Below are 17389 nucleotides of genomic sequence, written 5' to 3'. Positions count from 1 at the left end.
ATTTCTACGGCCCCCGGCTCAGGGGGCTGGCATCGGCTCGGGATCAGATGGGCTGAGCCATCACCTGATGGCAGCGGTCCTGCACCTTGTGGGCTTCACCGTGGTGGCCGTCCCGCTCCAGCTCGGCCACCTGCACGGAGGTCTCCACCACGAGTCGGCAGCGCTCCCGGCGGCGTTGCTCGAACGCGTCCAGCGCGAACTCGACATCCTCGTGCGATCCGAGTTCCTCGGCCAGCACGAGGCTGTCCTCGATCGCGAGTGCGGCGCCGCTGACCAGTTGGGGGGACGGCGCGTGCGCCGCATCGCCGATGATCACGACGCGGCCCTGGTGCCAGGGAGCACCCACCACGCCGGCCTGCACCGGCCTGCGCACCACGAGCTCCGGATCCTTGATGGTCTCCGCCATCTCGGCGACCTTGCCGGAGAACACGCCCAGCAGATCCCGCATGCGGTCGGCCAGTTCCTGCTGCGGAAGGACACCCTGGTCCGCGTAGTTCTCCGTGACGAAGGCGTACGCCTGGTCACGGGAGATCGGGATCAGTCCCGCGTTGTGCACGGGACCGGCGAAGGTGTGCAACATGGTGGCCCATGCCGGACGGGGCACGATCGCGCGCCACACCATCTGGTTCGTGTACTCGGCATGGGGCGGGATGCCGAGCATGCCGCGTACCTTGGACCGGATGCCGTCCGCGCCGATCACGAGATCGACGTTTCGGACGGTGCCGTCGGTGAGCCGCACAGTCACACCGTCGGCGGTCTGGTCCATGGCGTCGATGCTCATGCCCGTGCGCAGCACGGCGCCCCTGGCGGACGCTGCCTCGCGCAGGATCTCGTGCAGCGCCCCGCGGCTCAGACCGGCGAACGCCGGCAGCTCGGGGCCCAGCAGCAACGGGAGGTCGATGACGCCCCTGGCCTCGCCCGTGGCATCACAGTTCGCGATCTGCGTGATCCCGAAGCCACGGGCGATGCAGGATTCCGCAAGCCCGAGACTGTGCAACGCCCGCAGCGAAGGACCCGTCAGGCTCAGCCCCCAACCGGTCACGGTCCAGTCGGAGTTGCGCTCCGCCACCTCGACGGAATGACCCCGGTCGGCCAGCGCGATGGCCGCGGCCATCCCTGCGATTCCCCCTCCCACTATGAGGACTTGGCGGCGTGCGTCGTCGCGCGCATTCATTCGGCCTCCATCGGCTGATTGCTTGATGGGCCGACCGTAGAACCGCGTGAGCGTCACAACTATCCGGATCGTGTGGCGGCTGTCCGCATCGTGCGCCGAGGTTTCCTGCCCTCTTTACGCAGGTCAGAGCAGTAGCCGGGGGGCGGCTTCCCACCCTGGCCGCCCCTGTGCGGAAACCGGAGCAGTGCCGCACATTCGGGATAGCGGGGAATTCGTGCCCCGATGTAGCGTCTCGCCCCGACCACCTCATTTGGAGGCTCTCTGAATGCTTTGCCGTCCCACGGCACGAGGCCCTCGGGAGATCCGGGCGGGCCCGGGACACGTTCCCGTCACGCCTTCCGAGCGGTGTCCGAAGGCAGGACGCCGTAGCGTTTGCGATAGACGGCGGAGAACCGGCCCAGGTGGGTGAAGCCCCAGGCGAACGCGACATCGGTGACCGAGCGGCCGCTGGTGCACAGCTCCTCGTGCACGTGCCGCAGACGCTGTTCGCGGACCCATCCCATCGGGGTGTCGCCCACGCCCACCTGGAAGTGCTCGTGGAGTGTGCGGACGCTGCACCCCACGGCCTCGGCGATGTCCGAGACGGTGAACGGCTCGGCCAGGTGCCGCTCCGCGTACTCGAGCGCGAGGCGCAGGATGCGCGAGCGGCCGGACGAAACGGCCGGTCGGGCCAGCGCGTCGGAGTAGTTGTGCTGATGCATGGTCAGCAGTGCGGCCACGAGCGTGCGGATGTGGTGCAGTTGCACGGTCGGCTGGTCGAAGAGGCCTCCGGGCAGCTGGCTGGCCTGGGAGAGCATGAACCGTACGAGCGCCGCGATCCCGGCGCCGGCGGTGCCCGTCAGGTCCAGCGCGGGAGCGAACTGCACAGGGCGTCTGGGCTCCCTGCCGAGCAGTGCCGTGAGTTCGGCGTCGACCACGGAGCGATCGATCTTGATCCCGATGGACTCGGTGGCGTGCGCGCCCGGTGTCAGCCGCTGCCGGGCACCGGCCGGCATGATGACGGCTGTGGTCGGGTCGTTGACGATGCGTGCGTCGCCGGCCTCCGACAGCACGGCTCCGCTGGGTGCGAGGTTGAGGTAGTAGGGGCCGGTGCCGGCCGGTGGGGCGATGCTCACCGCCAGGCCCGAGCGAAGGTATCCGACGGTGAAGCCCTCACCGACTATCGCCCGCAGTTCGTACTGCTGCCCCTCGCAGCCGGGCGCGGTCAGCGCCACGGTCGGCGCCCCGTACGCCTGGTTGATGGCCGCGACGAACTGCTCGGGGTCGGTCGAGCGCACCAGGGGGAAACGGCCGAGGATCTCGGTGTCCGTGTCGGGACGCTCCGTCGGCGGGTGCGCGTAGGCGTTCGTCATCGGAACTCCTGTGGTGCTTCTGCGTGCCGAGGCGACAACCGGTGTCCTGCGATGCGGTGTCGCGACTCCTGGAGAGCGTGTTTCAAGCAAGTTATGCTGTTAATAAGCGCAAGTCAACGAAACAGAGACGGAAGCCTCGCGAGGGGCCGACGGACGGACCCGCCCCATGCCCCTTCAGACCGCAGGATCACGGGCCGTCTCCCGACGCCTCACGGCTCGCATGCTCGAGCACATCCGCACGGAGACGGCCACCACACGCAGCGAGTTGGCGGAGCTCACGGGACTGAGCCGCTCCAATATCGCGGAGCGTGTGGGTGAACTGGCCGCTCTGGGACTGGTCGTCGAGGCGGGCACGGCGCGCTCGACGGGAGGCCGCGCTCCCGTTCGGCTCCGGTTCAACCACCTGGCCGGCTGCGTCGCCGCCGTGGACATGGGGACCACCCGGGTCAGAACCGCGATCACCGATCTGCACGGTCGCACCCTGGTCGACGACCTCTTCGAGTGCAGGGTGTCCGAGGGGCCACAGGCATCGCTGGCCGCGGTCGAGAAGTCCCTCGAGGCCCTGCTCGAAAGCAGTGCCGTGGCGGGGATCCCGCTGACCGGCATCGGTCTCGGCTTCCCGGGGCCTGTCCAGTTCGCCAGCGGACACCCCACCTCGCCGGCATCTGCGCCCTCCTGGGACAGCTTTCCCGTCCGTGAACAGTTGGCCCGGCGATTCGGGGTCGATGCGTGGGTCGACAACGAGGCCAACATGCTCGCGCTGGGAGAGCTTCGCCGCGGTGCCGCCCGTCGGGCCTCGGACGTCGTCGTCGTCAAGCTCGGCACCGGCATCGGGGCGGGCCTCGTCTCGGGCGGACAGCTGCAGCGGGGGCACCTCGGAGGGGCCGGGGACATCGCGCACGTCTCGGTACCGGGGGCCACGTCCGCCCGCTGCTCGTGCGGCAGGGCTTCGTGCCTCACCACGGTCGCCAGCGGTGCGGCCCTGGGCCGTACGGCCGTGCTGCTGGCCGAGTCGGGCGCCTCACCCACGTTGCGGGAGCTCGTGACGGCGGGCCGTACGCCCACCGCGGACGACCTCGCGCAGGCCGCGGCCGGCGGAGATCTTGCCTGCATCCGGGCCATCGAGGCGTCGGCCGGCCATCTCGGCCATGTCCTGGCCACGCTCGTCAACGTGCTCAACCCCGAACTCGTCCTGCTGGCGGGCCGGGTGATGGAGTCCGCCGACCTCGTACTGCCGGTCGTACGGCGGACGATCTATGCCGAGAGCACACCACTCACCACACGGGCGCTGCGCATCGAGCGCTCGGCGCCGGACGGCCACTTCGGCATCTGCGGCGCGGCACTGACCGTCGTGGACAAACTGCTGGAGCCCGAGCGCCTGGGGGCCTGGCCCGCAGAGCGGAGCCAGGCCCTCGAAGCGATCAATCACTGAGCATCCGTGGTGTTCCCCACCGGCTCCGCGGGCGCGACCCCACCGTGCCCCGGCTCCACCTGTGCGTTCACCGACAACGGACGGCGCCGCAGCAGGAACACGGCCGCGACACCCGCCAGCAGGCCCGCGAGGGCGCAGCACTTGATGGCACCGTCCAGCCCACCGGGCACGGAACCCAGCGCCCCGACGGCGATGGGCGAGAGGAACTGGCCGAAGTAGAAGGCCGAGGTCCAGGCCGCCGTCCCCCTCCCCCTCTGGTCGAAGGAGAGCCGGGCGGTAGTGCCGATGAGCAGGGACGGGAGCAGAAAGCCGCAGCCGACGCCGGCCACGAACGCCCCGACCGTCACCGCGACCCAACTGCTCCCTTCACTGATGAGCACAAGCCCGAGAGGGCCGACGACGAATGCCGCGATCAGGAAGCGCCCCGCGCCGTGCCGGACCCACCGCACGAAGGCCAGCGACCCGGCCACCACTCCGGCGTTGGCGATGGCCGCCGAGGCCCCGATCGAGCCACTGCCCACGTCGAGGTCGTCGAGCACGAAACTGAGCTGCACCTGCAGCACGAAGAACAGACAGGCCGCGCCCACCACGGTCAGGGCCAGCAGCGGAGCCAGGCTGCGCCAGGGAAGGGCCCCCACCCGACGGCCGGCCGTCCCGGTCGCGGCGGGACCGGGGCGGGGCTCGCGGAGTGTCAGCACCATGGCGGCGAAGAGCGGCAGTGCCGCGGCGTAGACCCAGATGGGGCTGCGCCACCCCGAAGCGCCGAGCGCTCCCCCGACGGCCAGGATGCCGACCGCGGCGACGGACGTGATCACCGAGTGCCAGGACATGTAACGGTCCCGCCGTGCACCGGTGAAGTAGTCGCCCAGCAGCGTCATGGAGGTCGTCATGACCGCCGCCTCGACGACGCCGAGCAGCAGCCGGCTGAGCAGGATCAGCGGCAGGGAGTCGAGCCACAGCGGTGCGGTGCCGACGATCGCGTAGGCCAGCAGGGCACCGAACAGCAGCCGCGTCCTGCCGAACCGGTCCGTGACCGATCCGGCGAGCGGGCCGAGCACGGCGATGCCGAGCGCCGGCAGGGTCATCAGCATGGGAGCCAGCGTGTCGATGCCCGATGCGTCGGCGAAGGCGCGCTCGAACTGGGGCAGCACCGGGGCTATCAGCAGCGACCCGAGAACGGATGCGCAGGCGGCGGTCAGGAGAAGGGCCGCGTGCATCGTTCCCGGCCGCCAGGCCGGTGACGAACGGGCGGAGGGGGCTTCGGACGGGCTCATCGGCTGCGGCTCCTCGAGGACGGGCTGTTCAGGCGAGGGGCGACAGTAGGAACGCGGCGGCGCGACCACTATCCAGGGCGTGCGCCGAGTGGCCGATTCCTGCGAGCACTGCATCCGGGCATGCCGCGGGTCCCGGGTATCGGACTCCACCGACACCCATGAGGCCGTGGTCCGGCACCATGAGGCCGAATCATCGTTGACTAATGCCGTGACGCGACAATAGTCTTCCGCAAGACAGCGTAAGAGGCCAGGGGATGTACCCGCCCTCGATCCATCGCACCGATGGCCATCGGCCCCGCAGGCAAGCGCCGCACCGGCGCCACCCCGCATCGAGCCGCCATGCGCCGCTAGGGAGCAACCCGATATGACATCACCGCACTCCGCGCAGCGCGGAGTGAGCACCACCGACCCCGCACAGCCCGTCGAGACCGTCGACGTTCTGATCGTCGGCAGCGGGCCGACAGGGTCCGCGTACGCCCGCGTCCTGGCCGACGAGGCGCCCGGCGCCCGCGTGCTGATGGTCGAAGCAGGCCCGCAGGTCTCGTCCCCCCGGGGCCGCCACGTCAAGAACATCACCGACCCCGAGGCGCGCGTCGCGGCACAGACCGCCTCCCAGGGGCCCGACCGCAGTGCCCGCGACGGCGACCCGGTCCACTCGCGCCCGCCCGGTGTCATGGTGCGGCCCGGCACGTACCTGCTGGGCGGCAAGGCCTCGGGTGTGCCCGGCGAGGACGGTTCCGCCGACGGCACGGTGGGCATGCCGGGGGCCTCCCTGTCGACCAACGTCGGTGGCATGGGGGCGCATTGGACATGCGCCTGCCCGCGCCCCGGCGACGGTGAGCGCATCACCGACATTCCCGCCGCCGAGCTGGACACGGCGCTGGGGCGAGCCGATGAGCTCCTGAACGTGACCACGAGTGCGTTCACCGACGCACCGTTCGCGGAGGAGGTGCGCAAGCGCCTCGGTGCCGAACTCGACGCGGGCCGGGAGCCCGAACGACGGGTGCGGACCATGCCGCTGGCGGTCGACACCTGGTCCGACGGCAGCAGGCACTGGTCGGGCACCGATGTCATCCTCGGCGATCTGGCCGAGAAGGACACCGCCTCCTTCGAGTTGCGCCCGGACACACTGTGCCGCCGGCTGCTGCTGGAAGACTCGGCCGCGGTCGGCGCCGAAGTGCAGCACCTGCCCTCCGGCCGCCGGACAACGGTGCGCGCACGGTGGGTCGTTGTCGCCTGTGACGCCCTGCGCACCCCCCAGCTGCTGTTCGCCTCCGGCATCCGGCCGGCCGCGTTGGGGCGCTATCTCAACGATCAGCCGCAGATCGTCGTCGCCGTCCGGTTGGACCCCACCATCCTGGCCGCGGCCCGCGAGACGGCGGCCGTTGAGCGCCCGGACGCCACCTTCAACCCGGTCAGCGGCGTCAGCTGGGTCCCGTACGACCACGAGACCCACCCGTTCCACGGCCAGGTCATGCAACTCGACGCCTCCCCCGTCCCGTTGGACGAAGAGGTCGAACCCGGCTCCATCGTGGGTCTGGGGTGGTTCTGCGCCAAGGACGTGCGCGCGGACGACCGGGTGGAGTTCAGCGAGACGGAGATGGACGGCTACGGCATGCCGGCGATGTCCCTCCACTACCGGCTGACCGATGTGGACCAGGAACGCATCGAAGCCGCCAAGACCGCGGCCGCGCGCGCGGCCCGGCTGCTGGGCACCTTCCTCGACCCCCGCGGGCCCCGGCGCCTGCCCAGCGGATCGTCGCTCCACTACCAGGGCACCGTGCGCATGGGGTCGGCCGACGACGGCACGTCCGTGTGCGACACGTACAGCCGCGTGTGGGGAACCGACAACGTCTATGTCGCCGGGAACGGTGTGATCCCCACCGAGACCGCCTGCAACCCCACTCTGACCTCGGTCGCGCTGGCGGCCCGGGGCGCACAGGACATCGCCCGCCGGTACCACGAGGAGAACGCACATGTTTCCTGACCGCCTCATCGTCCCGGAAGAACTGGGAGTCGAGGAAAGTACTGCCGGAACCACCGCGGTCACCTTCCGGGTACGGCTGCCGTGGTACCGGGCCCTGCCCATGGACGGCCTGCACCTCTCGGGCATCGCCCTCGACGGCCGGCCGGTCGGGCCCGACCGGCTCGACGTGGAGATAGACGGCGCCTGGATGCCGTACGAGAAGGTGGCGGGCCTGCGAGACGCGTGGTGGTTCGTCCTGGACCCGCTGCGTGTCCGCATCCGCGGTCTGCAACAGGTCGCCGAGGGAGACCACGAGGTGACGGCGACCGTCGGGGCACGCGTTCCCTACATCGTCCTGGGCACCAAGGCCCTCGTCATCACCGAGACCCTCACCCGAGCCCTCCCCCGGAGCACAAGGAGCGCCGCATGAGCCGCCAGTTGCCGAAGCTGAGCGTGACCGCCTACAGCTTCACCCCCCAGTACCACGGCCTGGAGCTGTCCTTCGAGGACGTCGTCCGCCGCATCGGCGATCTCGGTATCGGTCCCGGCCTCGAAATCGTCGGCTTCCAGAGCATCAAGGGATTCCCCGTCATCCCGGACGGCTTCGCACGTCAATTCCGCGGCCTCGTCGACGAGTACGGTCTCGAGCCGTCGTGTCTGGCGGTCAACGCCGACCTGGGGCTGCTGCCCGACCGTCTGCTGTCGCCGCAGGAGATGGCCGACTACCTCGCCCCGCAGGTACGCGCCGCCGCCGAACTGGGCTTCCCCACCGTGCGGCTGCAGAAGCCCGCCTCTCCCGAAGCCGTTGAACTCCTGCTTCCTGTCGCCGAAAAGGCTCAGGTCAAGATGGGCTTCGAGATTCACGCGCCCGACAGTGTGCACAGCGACTGGGTCATGGCTCTGCGTGAGCTGTACGCCCGGCTCGACTCCCCCTACCTGGGCTTCATCCCGGACTTCGGTTCCAGCACCCGCCGGGTGTCCCCGAGCGTGTGGGAGGAGTACCGGCGCCGCGGTGTTCCCCAGGAGGCCCTGGACACACTCAACGCGCGGTGGAACGAGATCCACGGCTCCGACCAGCGCCCCTCGGAGAGCGAGCTGATGGGCGAGTTCTCGGAACTCGCCAACTCGCTCGGCCTTGGCTCCTTCGCCCATCCTCTGGCGATGTTCTGCGCCGGTATCCACGGCCACCAGGACCCGCAGGACTGGGCGGAGATCGGCCCTCAGATCATCCACGTGCACAGCAAGTTCTTCGCGTTCGACAAGGACGGCGACGAACCCGCGATCCCGCTCGGCGACCTCCTCAAGGTGCTCGTCGACGTCGGCTACACCGGCTATCTCAGCAGCGAGTGGGAGGGCTGGCACTGGGACCCGAGTCCCGATGCCGCCGAGATGGTGCAGCGGCACCACGAACTCAGTCGCGGCATCCTCGCGTCGCTGTAGCCGATGTGGCGGAGACGAGTCGACCGGCCGAAGGGCCGGAGCAAGGAGCAACCGTGACACCACCACCTCCCGGGCGCCGTGCGCGCGGGCCCCGGACCGCGCTGCGCGTGCAGGTGCGGCGGGTCGAGCACCTGACGCCGCGCATGATTCGGATCGTGTTCGGCGGCGACAGCCTCGCGGGGTTCGGCGTCGGCGAGTACAGCGACCACTACGTCAAGCTGCTGTTCCCCGTGCCGGGCGCCGACTACCCGGCCCCCTTCGACCTGGGACGCATCCGAGAGGAGCAGCCCAGGGACCAATGGCCGCGCATGCGCACATACACCGTGCGGCACTGGGACGCCCGGGCCCAGGAGCTGAGCGTGGACTTCGTGGTCCATGGCGACGAGGGCCTCGCCGGCCCGTGGGCCGCGCAGGCCACGGCCGGTGACGAGCTCTACCTGGTGGGTCCCGGGGGTGGCTACATGCCTCGCCCCGAGGCCGACTGGCATCTGCTCGTCGGCGACGAGAGCGCGCTGCCCGCGATCGCCGCGTCTCTGGAGTACCTGCCCTCCGATGCGGAGGCGTACGTGTTCATCGAAGTGGCCGGCCCCGAGGAGGAACTGGAACTGGCCTGCCCGGGCAAAGCAGTGATCCACTGGCTGCACCGCGGCGACAGTCTCGTGGGCGAGAAGCTGGTCCCCGCGGTTCGTGCCCTTCAGGCACCCGCAGGTCGCCCCCATGCCTTCGTCCACGGAGAGGCGGCCTTCGTCAAGGAACTGCGCGGGCTGCTGAGGACGGAGTGGAAGGTGCCGCGCGAGCAGCTGTCCGTCTCCGGCTACTGGCGCGCGGGCCACGACGAAGACGGTTGGCAGGCGTCGAAGCGACAGTGGAACCATCAGGTGGAGGAAGAGCAGGAAGGATCTCCTTCAGCCGCCTCATGACATAGCCGTCATGACATAGCCGTCGCCGGGGCCGCAGCCGATCCATCGGCTGCGGCCCCGCGCCGCGTTGATCACCCACTCCCCCTTCCGCCCGACTCGTCGATGCTAATGTCGCATGGCGGCAGAAGAGTGGAACTGGTGACGCATTGAGGAGTGGGACGATGGCAGCCAGGAGCGGGGCGGGAGCCGGCCCGGAGGACCTCTCACAGTCCTTGCTGGACATGTTGCGGTTCTCGGGGCCTGCCACGAAGCCCATGTTGACCGCACGTGCCGGGGCGGGCCGCACCCTGGTCACACAGAAGATCAACGAGCTGATCGACGTGGGACTGGTGTCCGAGGACCGCGTCGGCCGGTCCACCGGTGGGCGGATCCCGCGCGAGGTGCGCTTCCGCAGCGAAGCGGCCGCGGTCCTGGGCATCGAGGTGGGCAGCTCCAGCCTCGATGTCGCCATCACCGACCTGGCCGGCCGACCCGCCGTCACTCATCACGAGCCGTGGGACATCACAAAGGGGCCTGAAGCAACCCTGGATCGCCTCGAGCAGATCGTGAACCAGCTCCGCGACGAACCCCAGGCGCCCACCGTGCCGCTGGTCGCGGTCGGTGCAGGGCTGGCCGCCCCGGTGGAGTTCACGACCGGCAGGCCCATTTCCCCGCCCTACATGCCCGGTTGGGACGGCTATCCGGTGCGCGACCGGCTCTCCGACCGGTTCGGAGTCGAGGCCTGGGTGGACAACGACGTCAGCGCCATGGCCTTGGCGGAACTGCGCGCGGGCAACGCCCAGGACACGTCGGACTTCCTCTTCGTCAAGCTCGGCCTCGGTATTGGTGCCGGCCTGGTCTCGGGCGGTGTGCTGCACCGTGGTGCCGACGGCTGCGCCGGGGACATCGCCCACATCCCGGTGGCGACGAAGTCTCCGGCACTGTGCCGCTGCGGGCGCCAGGGATGCCTGGCCGCTCACGCGAGTGGCGCGGCGCTGACGCGCGAGGCCCGGCGTCTCGCGGACAGCGGCGAGAGCCCCTATCTGGCGGCCTTGGCAGCCGAGGGCACGACGCTGGAAGCCGCCCATGTCACGGCGGCCTCGCAGGCAGGAGACCCGGCGGCGACCGAACTCCTGGCACAGACGGGCCGATTCATCGGAACCGCCCTCGGCACGTACGTGAGCTTCTTCAACCCCTCGCTGGTCGCGATCGGCGGGGCGGTGTCGCAGGCCGGTGACATCCTGCTGGCAGCCATCCGTCAGGCGGTCTACGAGTTCTCGCTGCCGCTCGCCACGCGCCACCTGCAGATCACACCGTCCGACCTGGGCGACACGGCGGGTGTCGTGGGAGCCGCTTGTACGGCTCTGGATGCGATGCTGCGTGCGGACCGCCTCGCCTGGTGGGCGGAGCAGCCGCTGAAGAACTGACGGCGGGCCCGGCCGCCCCCTGCACGGCCGGGCCCGTGACGATGCACCGTGTCAGTCCGAGGGTTGGGCGAACACCGCGTCGAAGCGCGTGTCCGCCGGCGCGAAGTCGAGACCGCGCAGGAACTCCAGACTGGCCGGTGCCCCTTCGTCCCGGGACATGCCGGCGTCCTCCCACTCGACCGACATCGGACCGTCGTAGCCGATCGCGTTGAGCATGCGTACGCAGGCCTCCCACGGCACATCTCCGCGGCCCACCGAGACGAAGTCGAAGCCGCGCCGGGGGTCGCCCCAGCTCAGGTGCGAGCCGAGGACGCCAGACCGTCCGTCGAGCTGGATCTTCGTGTCCTTGCAGTCGACGTGGAGGATCCGGTCCCGGAAGTCGTGGATGAACGCGCGCACGTCGACGCGCTGCCACATCAGGTGCGAGGGGTCCCAGTTGAACCCGAAGGCGGGGTGATGGTTCACCGCTTCCAGCGCACGCTGAGCGGTCCAGTAGTCGTAGGCGATCTCGGACGGATGCACCTCCAGGGCGAACCGCACGCCCTGCGCCGCGAACGCATCCAGGATCGGGATCCAGCGGTCGGCGAAGTCCTGGTACCCCTGCTCGACCACGTCCTCCCCCACCGGCGGGAACATGGCGACGTAGGGCCAGATCGCGGACCCGGTGAAGCCCACCACGACGTTGACTCCGAAGCGGCGTGCCGCCTGCGCGGTGACTTTCATGGTGTCGGCCGCCCGCCGTCGGACCCCCTCGGCGTCCCCGTCGCCCCACACCGATGCGGGCAGGATCGCGCGGTGGCGGGAGTCGATGGGGTCGTCACAGACGGCCTGGCCCACCAAGTGTGCGGAGATCGCCCAGCAACCCAGCCCGTATCGGTCGAGGATGGCCCGGCGTTCGGCCAGATAGGCGTCGTCGTTCACGATCCGGTGCACGTCGAAGTGCCGCGGGTCGCACGCGATCTCCAGGCCGTCGAACCCCCAGTCCGCGGCCTTCTTGGCGATCTCCTCGAAGGTCAGATCGACCCACTGTCCGGTGAACAGGGTGTGAGGACGGGACACGTTGACTCCTTTGCGCTGTCTCGCTGGTGACATCAGCTGCCGGTTCGCCCGCATCGCCTCCGCGCCCCAGCACCTATGCACTGTCACTGATCGACGAACTTAAGTGATGACATACCCGCATGCGCCGCTACTGCGTTAACCTCTTGCCAGCCTGCGGCAAAGTTAAGTCGCACCCCGACGTAAGTCAACGGCCCGGGCCGCACTGGCCAACTACTTGAAGAAGGGGAATCACCCATGCCCGCCCCATCTCGCTCACCGGCCAACGGTCATGACGCCGTGACCGGCACCCTGCTTCGCCTGGTTCGCTCCGAGCCCACCGCCACCCGTGCCTCGCTCATCGAGCGCTCCGGCATGGGCCGGACGATCGTCACCCAGCGGGTGAACGAGCTGATCGACGCCGGACTGCTCGCAGAAGCCGGCATGGACAAGTCCACGGGCGGCCGCGCACCCCGCACGGTCCGTTTCAGGCGCGAGGCTGCCTGCGTCGTCGGCATAGAACTGGGCGTCTCCGGCCTCGGGGTGGCGCTGACCGATCTGGCAGGCCGCGCGCTGGGGTTCCACGAGGAGGCCTGGGACGTCACCCGGGGGCCCGATGCGACGCTCGACCGGATCGACTCGATCATCGAGACGCTGCTCGCCACCCACCGGCCTCCGGGGACACCCATGGTCGGCATCGGCATGGGCCTGCCCGGCCCGGTGGAGTACCTCTCGGGCACCCCCGTCGCCCCGCCGATCATGCCCGGCTGGGCCGGTTATCCCGTGAAGGAGCGCCTCACCTCTCGTCACGAGGTGGGCGCCTGGGTCGACAACGACGTCAACGTCATGGCGATGGGCGAGCTGCAGGCGGGAACCGCCGCAGGGGTCCGCGACTTCCTCTACGTCAAGGTCGGCACCGGCGTCGGCGCGGGGCTGGTGTCCCGCGGGCGCCTGCACCGGGGAGCGGGCGGCGCAGCCGGGGACATCGGGCACATCGCGGTGGCCGACGCCGCCCCGCTGCCTTGCAGATGCGGCAAGCGCGGTTGCCTGGAGACCCTGGCCGGTGGCGCCGCTCTGGCCGCGGCCGCCTCTGCCAAAGCGCAGGACGGCGACAGCCCGTTCCTCGCGGCACGGCGCGAGGAACGGGCCGACCTGACCGCTCGCGATGTCGCGGACGGAGCCCGATCCGGTGACCTGACCTGCATCAGTCTGCTCAAGGCAGCCGGCGAACAGATAGGGCGCGCACTGGCCGCCATGATCAACTTTTTCAATCCCTCACTGGTCGTCATCGGAGGTGGTGTCGCCCTCAGCGGTGACCTCCTGCTCGCCGCCATCCGGCACAGGGTCTACGACCTCTCGCTTCCACTGGCCACACGGAGCCTGCGTGTGGAGATGTCCGCACTCAGCAATCAGGCAGGCATGATCGGCGCCGCCTTCACAGCGATCGAAGAGCTGCTCTCGCCGCAGCAGTTGACCGCCTGGACACACCACCTCACGCACACCTCCCTGCCGCAGCAAGCCGCTACGGCCTGAACCCCCTTCCCCCACGCCACCGCACCAAGGAGCACCCATGTCCCGTCCCCTCAAGGCAGGCATCATCGGCACCGGTTTCATCGGAGGCGTGCACGCCCGTGCCGCGCGCCAGGCCGGTGCACACCTTGCGGGGGTGGTGTCCTCCACCCCCGAGCGATCCCGAGCCGCGGTCGATGCCTTGGGCGCCGGCCGCGCCTTCGCGTCGTCCGAGGACCTCATATGCGACGACGACATCGACGTCGTGCACATCTGCACCCCGAATCATCTGCACGCCCCACTCGCGACCCGGGCCCTGGCCGCGGGCAAGCATGTCATTTGCGAGAAGCCCCTCGCGCTGAGCGCGGCCGAGGCAGCCCGTCTGGTAGCGGCGGCGGAGGATGCGGGACGCGTGGCGGCGGTGCCCTTCGTCTATCGCTACTACCCGCTCGTCAGGGAGGCTCGGGAGCGGCTGCACAGCGGGAAGGCCGGGCCGCTCAGGCTCATGCACGGCAGCTACCTGCAGGACTGGATGTTGCGCGAGGACGACGACAACTGGCGTGTCGACGCGGCGTTGGGCGGCGCCTCCCGGGCCTTTGCCGACATCGGCTCGCACTGGTGCGACCTGGCGCAGTTCATGGCCCAGCAGCGCATCGTGCGGGTCAGCGCACGCAGGCTCGTCGCTCATTCCGAGCGACGGCGGGGGGAAGGCGCGGTCTCCTTCGCCAGCGGCTCCGGCGCGGCAGGGACGCCCACCTCCGTGGACACCGAGGATGCCATGTTCGTGCACTTCGAAACGGGCGACGGCGTGCTCGGGTCAGTGACCATCAGCCAGGTCTCCCCGGGGCGCAAGAACCGGCTCTGGATCGAGCTGGACGCCGGAGAGGAGTCCCTGGTCTTCAACCAGGAAGAACCAGAGACTCTGTGGTGCGGCCGCAGGGAGTCAGCCACCATCCTGTGGCGCGACCCTGCCCAACTCTCCTCTGCCGGGGGCCGGATGACGACGCTCCCCGCAGGACACCCCGAGGGGTACGCGTCCTGCTTCGACGCCTTCGTCCGCGACACGTACGCGGCAATCGCCACCGGGGACATCCCGGAAGGCCTGCCGACGTTCGCCGATGGACTCGCGGCCGCCTCGATCACGGACGCGGTGCTGGCCTCGGCGGACAGCGAGCAGTGGACCGAGGTCGACCAGCACACGCCACACGCAACATGAGCATCACTACAGCCAGCTGGGAAGCTCCGGAAGTGTTCCGCCCGACACCGCTCGTAGCCGCGGACCGGCGAAGCCACGCGTCAGCCAGCGTGCCAGGTCCGCCGCCGGTCCCTCGACCACGTTCCCCGACGTATCGGCCGTGCCCTCGTCCTGTGCCCCGTCGGTCGCCCGGACAGAGACATCGACGGACTGGGCCCCTCGGCGACGGACGAGCACATCGTCGATCAGGACGTCTGTGAAGTCGTCGGGGAAGGCACCGAAGTCGCCTCCGCCCGGCAGATCACACGCGTGGATCCACACCTCCCGACAGCGCAGCCAGGGGATCGTCGTCGCCGGGACCGTACGGCCTTGGGCCGTGACGACCGACGTCCGCCAACGTTCATCATCGATGCGCCCGAGCGCGGCCGACAGCCGGTCCTGCTCATCTACGATGAAGTCGCGCAGGCGAGCGGTGGACCATCTGGCTCCGGTCTCGATCTCTTCCGCCCGCGCCGACGCGTCTGCGTACATGGGTGTCTCGATACCTGTCTGCGCCCAGTCGGCGAGGCGGGTGAGCGCTCGTGCGTTGTGCCCGACGTGGGAGAGCAGATGCTTGCCCGTCCAGCCCCGCAGCGCCGTCGGCCCCGCCAACCCGGCATCGTCGATGCCCTTCAGGCAGGAGACGAAATACGCGTGGCCCTCAGTCATCCACTGCAGACAGACGGAAGGCGCGCCGTCGGTCACTTTGCCGCGCCCCTGACCGGGGTGACGAGTTCGCCGATGCCCTCGATGCGGGTGACGACGGTCTGGCCGTGGCGGAGGTAGCGCGCGGGCTTGCGGGCATGGCCGACGCCGCCGGTGGTGCCGGTGGCGATGATGTCACCGGGGTTGAGGGTGATCATCGTCGAGATGTAGCTGACGAGATCTGCCGCGTCGAAGACGAGGTCGCCGATCGTGGACTTCTGCATGACCTCGTCATCCACGATGCAGCTGATCTCCGCGTCGGGGGACAGTTCGTCCGGGGTGATCAGACAGGGGCCGAGGGGGGTCGTGGCCTCCCAGGTCTTGCCCTGCAGCCACTCCTTGGTCCGGTACTGCCAGTCGCGCGTGGTGATGTCGTTCAGGATCGTGTAGCCGGCGATCGCTGCCTGGGCGGTCTCGCGGTCGGCCCGCCGGACGCTGCGGCCGACGACGACGGTGAGCTCGGCTTCCCAGTCGACCGCGTCGGACTCCGGCGGCAGGGTCAGCGTGTCGTTCGGACCGATCAACGCCTCGGGGTACTTGGCGAACAGAGTGGGGTACTCGGGGAGGTCGCGGCCCATCTCGGTGATGTGCGTGGCGTAGTTGAGGCCCACGCAGACGATTTTGCCGGGGTTCGGGACGACCGGAGCGAGGCGGTCGGCCTCGACCCGGACGAGGGGGCCTTCGGCAGCTGCCACGACCGACTGCCAGTCCTCCCGGCGCAACAACTCCCCGACGTCGCCGGGTCCGATGTCCACGTATCCACCGTTCTCAACGCGTGCGACCCGAAATCCGTCCTCGGTACGTACAGTTGCGAGCTTCATGCCTGGTTGCCTTCCATGTTGGTGCGGTTGAGGTGGAGTCGCTCGAAGACGGGGGTGTCGCTGAACCGGAACAAATCAAGACCTTGATCCGTGGCCAGGCTCAGCGGTTGCCAGGAGGGGACGGCGAACAGGTCGCCGCGTTCGACACTCCACGTGGTGTCGCCCACGGTCACCTGTCCGGTGCCGTCGAAGACCTGGAACACGGAGGAGCCGACTTCCTGGTGCGCGGCCGTCTCCGTGCCATGGGCGAGACGGTGGAACTCGGTACGCAGCGTCGGCAGGATGTCGTCGCCCGTGGTCGGATTGGTGTACCGGACGGCGGCGTGGCCGGGTTCCACCGTGACGGGCTCGCCCTCCGCCTCCAACGCCAGTTGCTCGGCAAGCGCACGGTCCGTGTACTCCCAGCGGTAGGCAAGCAGCGGGGTGGCAGGGGTGGGATCAAGGTGTGTCAGCGGGCGTAGCCCGGGGTGCGCCCAAAGTCGCTCGGAACGGGAACGTTCCGGTGCTTCGCGGGTCTCGACCTCGTCGGGCCCGAACTCGAAGAAGGTCGCCTCGGTGTAGTGCTGAAACGGGATGTCGAGGCCGTCGATCCACGCCATCGCGGTGTCGCTGCGGTTGTGGTGGCCGTGCCAGTTCCAGCCGGCCTGCGGCAGGAAGTCACCACGCCGCATAGCCACGGGGTCTCCGTTCACCACGGTCCACACACCCTCGCCCTCCACGACGAAGCGGAAGGCGTTCTGGGTGTGGCGGTGGACCGGGGCGTCCTCCTGCGGGTTCAGGTACTGGATCGCCGCCCAGAGCGTCGGCGTCGCGAACGGGCTGCCGCCCAGGCCCGGATTGGCGAGCGCGATGGCGCGGCGCTCACCGCCGCGGCCGACCGGCACCAGTTCGCCCGCCTGCTCCGCCGCCGGGAGCAGGTCCTTCCAGCGCCACAGGTGGGCGAGCGCCTTCGACATCGGCTGAGGCGGCATCAGGCCGCCGATCTCCGTCCACAGCGGGACGAGGAGCTGCCGCTCGAAGTCACGGTAAAGGCGCTCCAGTTGAGGGGTGCGCTTAGGTTGATCGGCTGAGTCCATGGCCTGGATGTGCACCGGTGACTCGACAGGTGGCATGTGAATACT

General features: G+C 69.7%; 15 protein-coding genes. 8 read left to right on the top strand and 7 right to left on the bottom strand.

Annotation, left to right across the window (positions count from 1 at the left end; translation table 11 throughout):
• Window positions 1-43 precede the first annotated feature (43 nt).
• The gene (locus ACY34M_RS22710; protein WP_462719854.1) at window positions 44-1174 is read right to left on the bottom strand and encodes an FAD-dependent monooxygenase; all 1131 of its coding nucleotides are present in this window, start codon (window positions 1172-1174) and stop codon (window positions 44-46) included.
• Window positions 1175-1503: 329 nt separating this feature from the next.
• The gene (locus tag ACY34M_RS22705; protein ID WP_462719853.1) at window positions 1504-2526 is read right to left on the bottom strand and encodes a helix-turn-helix transcriptional regulator; all 1023 of its coding nucleotides are present in this window, start codon (window positions 2524-2526) and stop codon (window positions 1504-1506) included.
• A gap of 220 nt (window positions 2527-2746) precedes the next feature.
• Here ACY34M_RS22705 and ACY34M_RS22700 point away from each other — a divergent pair, with 220 nt between their 5' ends.
• Window positions 2747-3958, top strand: a complete 1212-nt coding sequence (locus ACY34M_RS22700) for an ROK family transcriptional regulator (protein WP_462719852.1) — start codon at window positions 2747-2749, stop codon at window positions 3956-3958.
• On the opposite strand, the gene ACY34M_RS22695 is transcribed toward ACY34M_RS22700, so the two are convergent.
• Window positions 3952-5232, bottom strand: coding sequence for an MFS transporter (locus tag ACY34M_RS22695; RefSeq protein ID WP_462719851.1), 1281 nt, complete (start codon window positions 5230-5232; stop codon window positions 3952-3954). The genes ACY34M_RS22700 and ACY34M_RS22695 overlap by 7 nt on opposite strands.
• A gap of 364 nt (window positions 5233-5596) precedes the next feature.
• Between ACY34M_RS22695 and ACY34M_RS22690 the strand changes: the two genes are divergently transcribed.
• The 5 genes from ACY34M_RS22690 to ACY34M_RS22670 all read left to right on the top strand — a co-directional run bounded on the left by ACY34M_RS22690 (window position 5597) and on the right by ACY34M_RS22670 (window position 10964).
• Complete coding sequence (locus tag ACY34M_RS22690; protein ID WP_462719850.1) at window positions 5597-7219, top strand: GMC oxidoreductase; 1623 nt, start codon at window positions 5597-5599, stop codon at window positions 7217-7219.
• Window positions 7209-7628: a C-glycoside deglycosidase beta subunit domain-containing protein gene (locus tag ACY34M_RS22685; protein WP_462719849.1), complete on the top strand. Its 420-nt coding sequence runs from the start codon at window positions 7209-7211 to the stop codon at window positions 7626-7628. Before ACY34M_RS22690 ends, ACY34M_RS22685 begins: the two co-directional genes overlap by 11 nt.
• Window positions 7625-8638 (top strand): sugar phosphate isomerase/epimerase family protein, encoded by a 1014-nt coding sequence (locus ACY34M_RS22680; RefSeq protein WP_462719848.1) that lies wholly within the window; start codon window positions 7625-7627, stop codon window positions 8636-8638. The genes ACY34M_RS22685 and ACY34M_RS22680 overlap by 4 nt, the downstream gene beginning before the upstream one ends.
• 53 nt (window positions 8639-8691) lie before the next feature.
• Window positions 8692-9558, top strand: a complete 867-nt coding sequence (locus ACY34M_RS22675; RefSeq protein WP_462719847.1) for a siderophore-interacting protein — start codon at window positions 8692-8694, stop codon at window positions 9556-9558.
• Window positions 9559-9812: 254 nt separating this feature from the next.
• Entirely contained in the window at window positions 9813-10964 is a 1152-nt protein-coding gene (locus ACY34M_RS22670; protein ID WP_462719846.1) for an ROK family protein, read from the top strand.
• 51 nt (window positions 10965-11015) lie between these two features.
• Here the strand turns inward: ACY34M_RS22670 and ACY34M_RS22665 are convergent, their stop codons facing one another.
• The gene (locus tag ACY34M_RS22665) at window positions 11016-12023 is read right to left on the bottom strand and encodes a sugar phosphate isomerase/epimerase family protein (protein ID WP_462719845.1); all 1008 of its coding nucleotides are present in this window, start codon (window positions 12021-12023) and stop codon (window positions 11016-11018) included.
• Window positions 12024-12299: 276 nt separating this feature from the next.
• On the opposite strand from ACY34M_RS22665, the gene ACY34M_RS22660 reads away from it, so the two are divergent.
• Window positions 12300-13532 carry an ROK family protein gene (locus tag ACY34M_RS22660; protein ID WP_462719844.1) on the top strand — a complete coding sequence of 411 codons (1233 nt, stop codon included), beginning with the start codon at window positions 12300-12302 and terminating at the stop codon, window positions 13530-13532.
• A gap of 37 nt (window positions 13533-13569) precedes the next feature.
• The gene (locus ACY34M_RS22655) at window positions 13570-14724 is read left to right on the top strand and encodes a Gfo/Idh/MocA family protein (RefSeq protein ID WP_462719843.1); all 1155 of its coding nucleotides are present in this window, start codon (window positions 13570-13572) and stop codon (window positions 14722-14724) included.
• A 6-nt stretch (window positions 14725-14730) separates the two neighbouring features.
• On the opposite strand, the gene ACY34M_RS22650 is transcribed toward ACY34M_RS22655, so the two are convergent.
• From ACY34M_RS22650 to ACY34M_RS22640, 3 genes are all read right to left on the bottom strand, one after another.
• Window positions 14731-15447, bottom strand: coding sequence for a maleylpyruvate isomerase N-terminal domain-containing protein (locus tag ACY34M_RS22650; RefSeq protein WP_462719842.1), 717 nt, complete (start codon window positions 15445-15447; stop codon window positions 14731-14733).
• Window positions 15444-16202, bottom strand: a complete 759-nt coding sequence (locus ACY34M_RS22645; RefSeq protein WP_462719841.1) for a fumarylacetoacetate hydrolase family protein — start codon at window positions 16200-16202, stop codon at window positions 15444-15446. The genes ACY34M_RS22650 and ACY34M_RS22645 overlap by 4 nt, the downstream gene beginning before the upstream one ends.
• 62 nt (window positions 16203-16264) lie before the next feature.
• A complete protein-coding gene (locus ACY34M_RS22640; protein ID WP_462719840.1) occupies window positions 16265-17380 on the bottom strand; it encodes a cupin domain-containing protein in 1116 nt (371 codons plus the stop codon).
• Window positions 17381-17389 lie beyond the last annotated feature (9 nt).

This window comes from Streptomyces sp. EDA2-14 (genome assembly GCF_054963755.1).
The sequence above is the reverse complement of the archived record's forward strand: the minus strand, read 5'-3'. Positions and strand labels throughout refer to the sequence as shown.

Bases quoted from the DNA above. Each gene is read 5' to 3' on its own strand.
- ACY34M_RS22655 (WP_462719843.1), top strand. From the start codon at position 13,570: ATGTCCCGTCCCCTCAAGGCAGGCATCATCGGCACCGGTTTCATCGGA.
- ACY34M_RS22700 (WP_462719852.1), top strand. From the start codon at position 2,747: ATGCTCGAGCACATCCGCACGGAGACGGCCACCACACGCAGCGAGTTG.
- ACY34M_RS22640 (WP_462719840.1), bottom strand. From the start codon at position 17,380: ATGCCACCTGTCGAGTCACCGGTGCACATCCAGGCCATGGACTCAGCC.
- ACY34M_RS22670 (WP_462719846.1), top strand. From the start codon at position 9,813: ATGTTGACCGCACGTGCCGGGGCGGGCCGCACCCTGGTCACACAGAAG.
- ACY34M_RS22685 (WP_462719849.1), top strand. From the start codon at position 7,209: ATGTTTCCTGACCGCCTCATCGTCCCGGAAGAACTGGGAGTCGAGGAA.
- ACY34M_RS22690 (WP_462719850.1), top strand. From the start codon at position 5,597: ATGACATCACCGCACTCCGCGCAGCGCGGAGTGAGCACCACCGACCCC.
- ACY34M_RS22680 (WP_462719848.1), top strand. From the start codon at position 7,625: ATGAGCCGCCAGTTGCCGAAGCTGAGCGTGACCGCCTACAGCTTCACC.
- ACY34M_RS22710 (WP_462719854.1), bottom strand. From the start codon at position 1,174: ATGAATGCGCGCGACGACGCACGCCGCCAAGTCCTCATAGTGGGAGGG.
- ACY34M_RS22695 (WP_462719851.1), bottom strand. From the start codon at position 5,232: ATGAGCCCGTCCGAAGCCCCCTCCGCCCGTTCGTCACCGGCCTGGCGG.
- ACY34M_RS22705 (WP_462719853.1), bottom strand. From the start codon at position 2,526: ATGACGAACGCCTACGCGCACCCGCCGACGGAGCGTCCCGACACGGAC.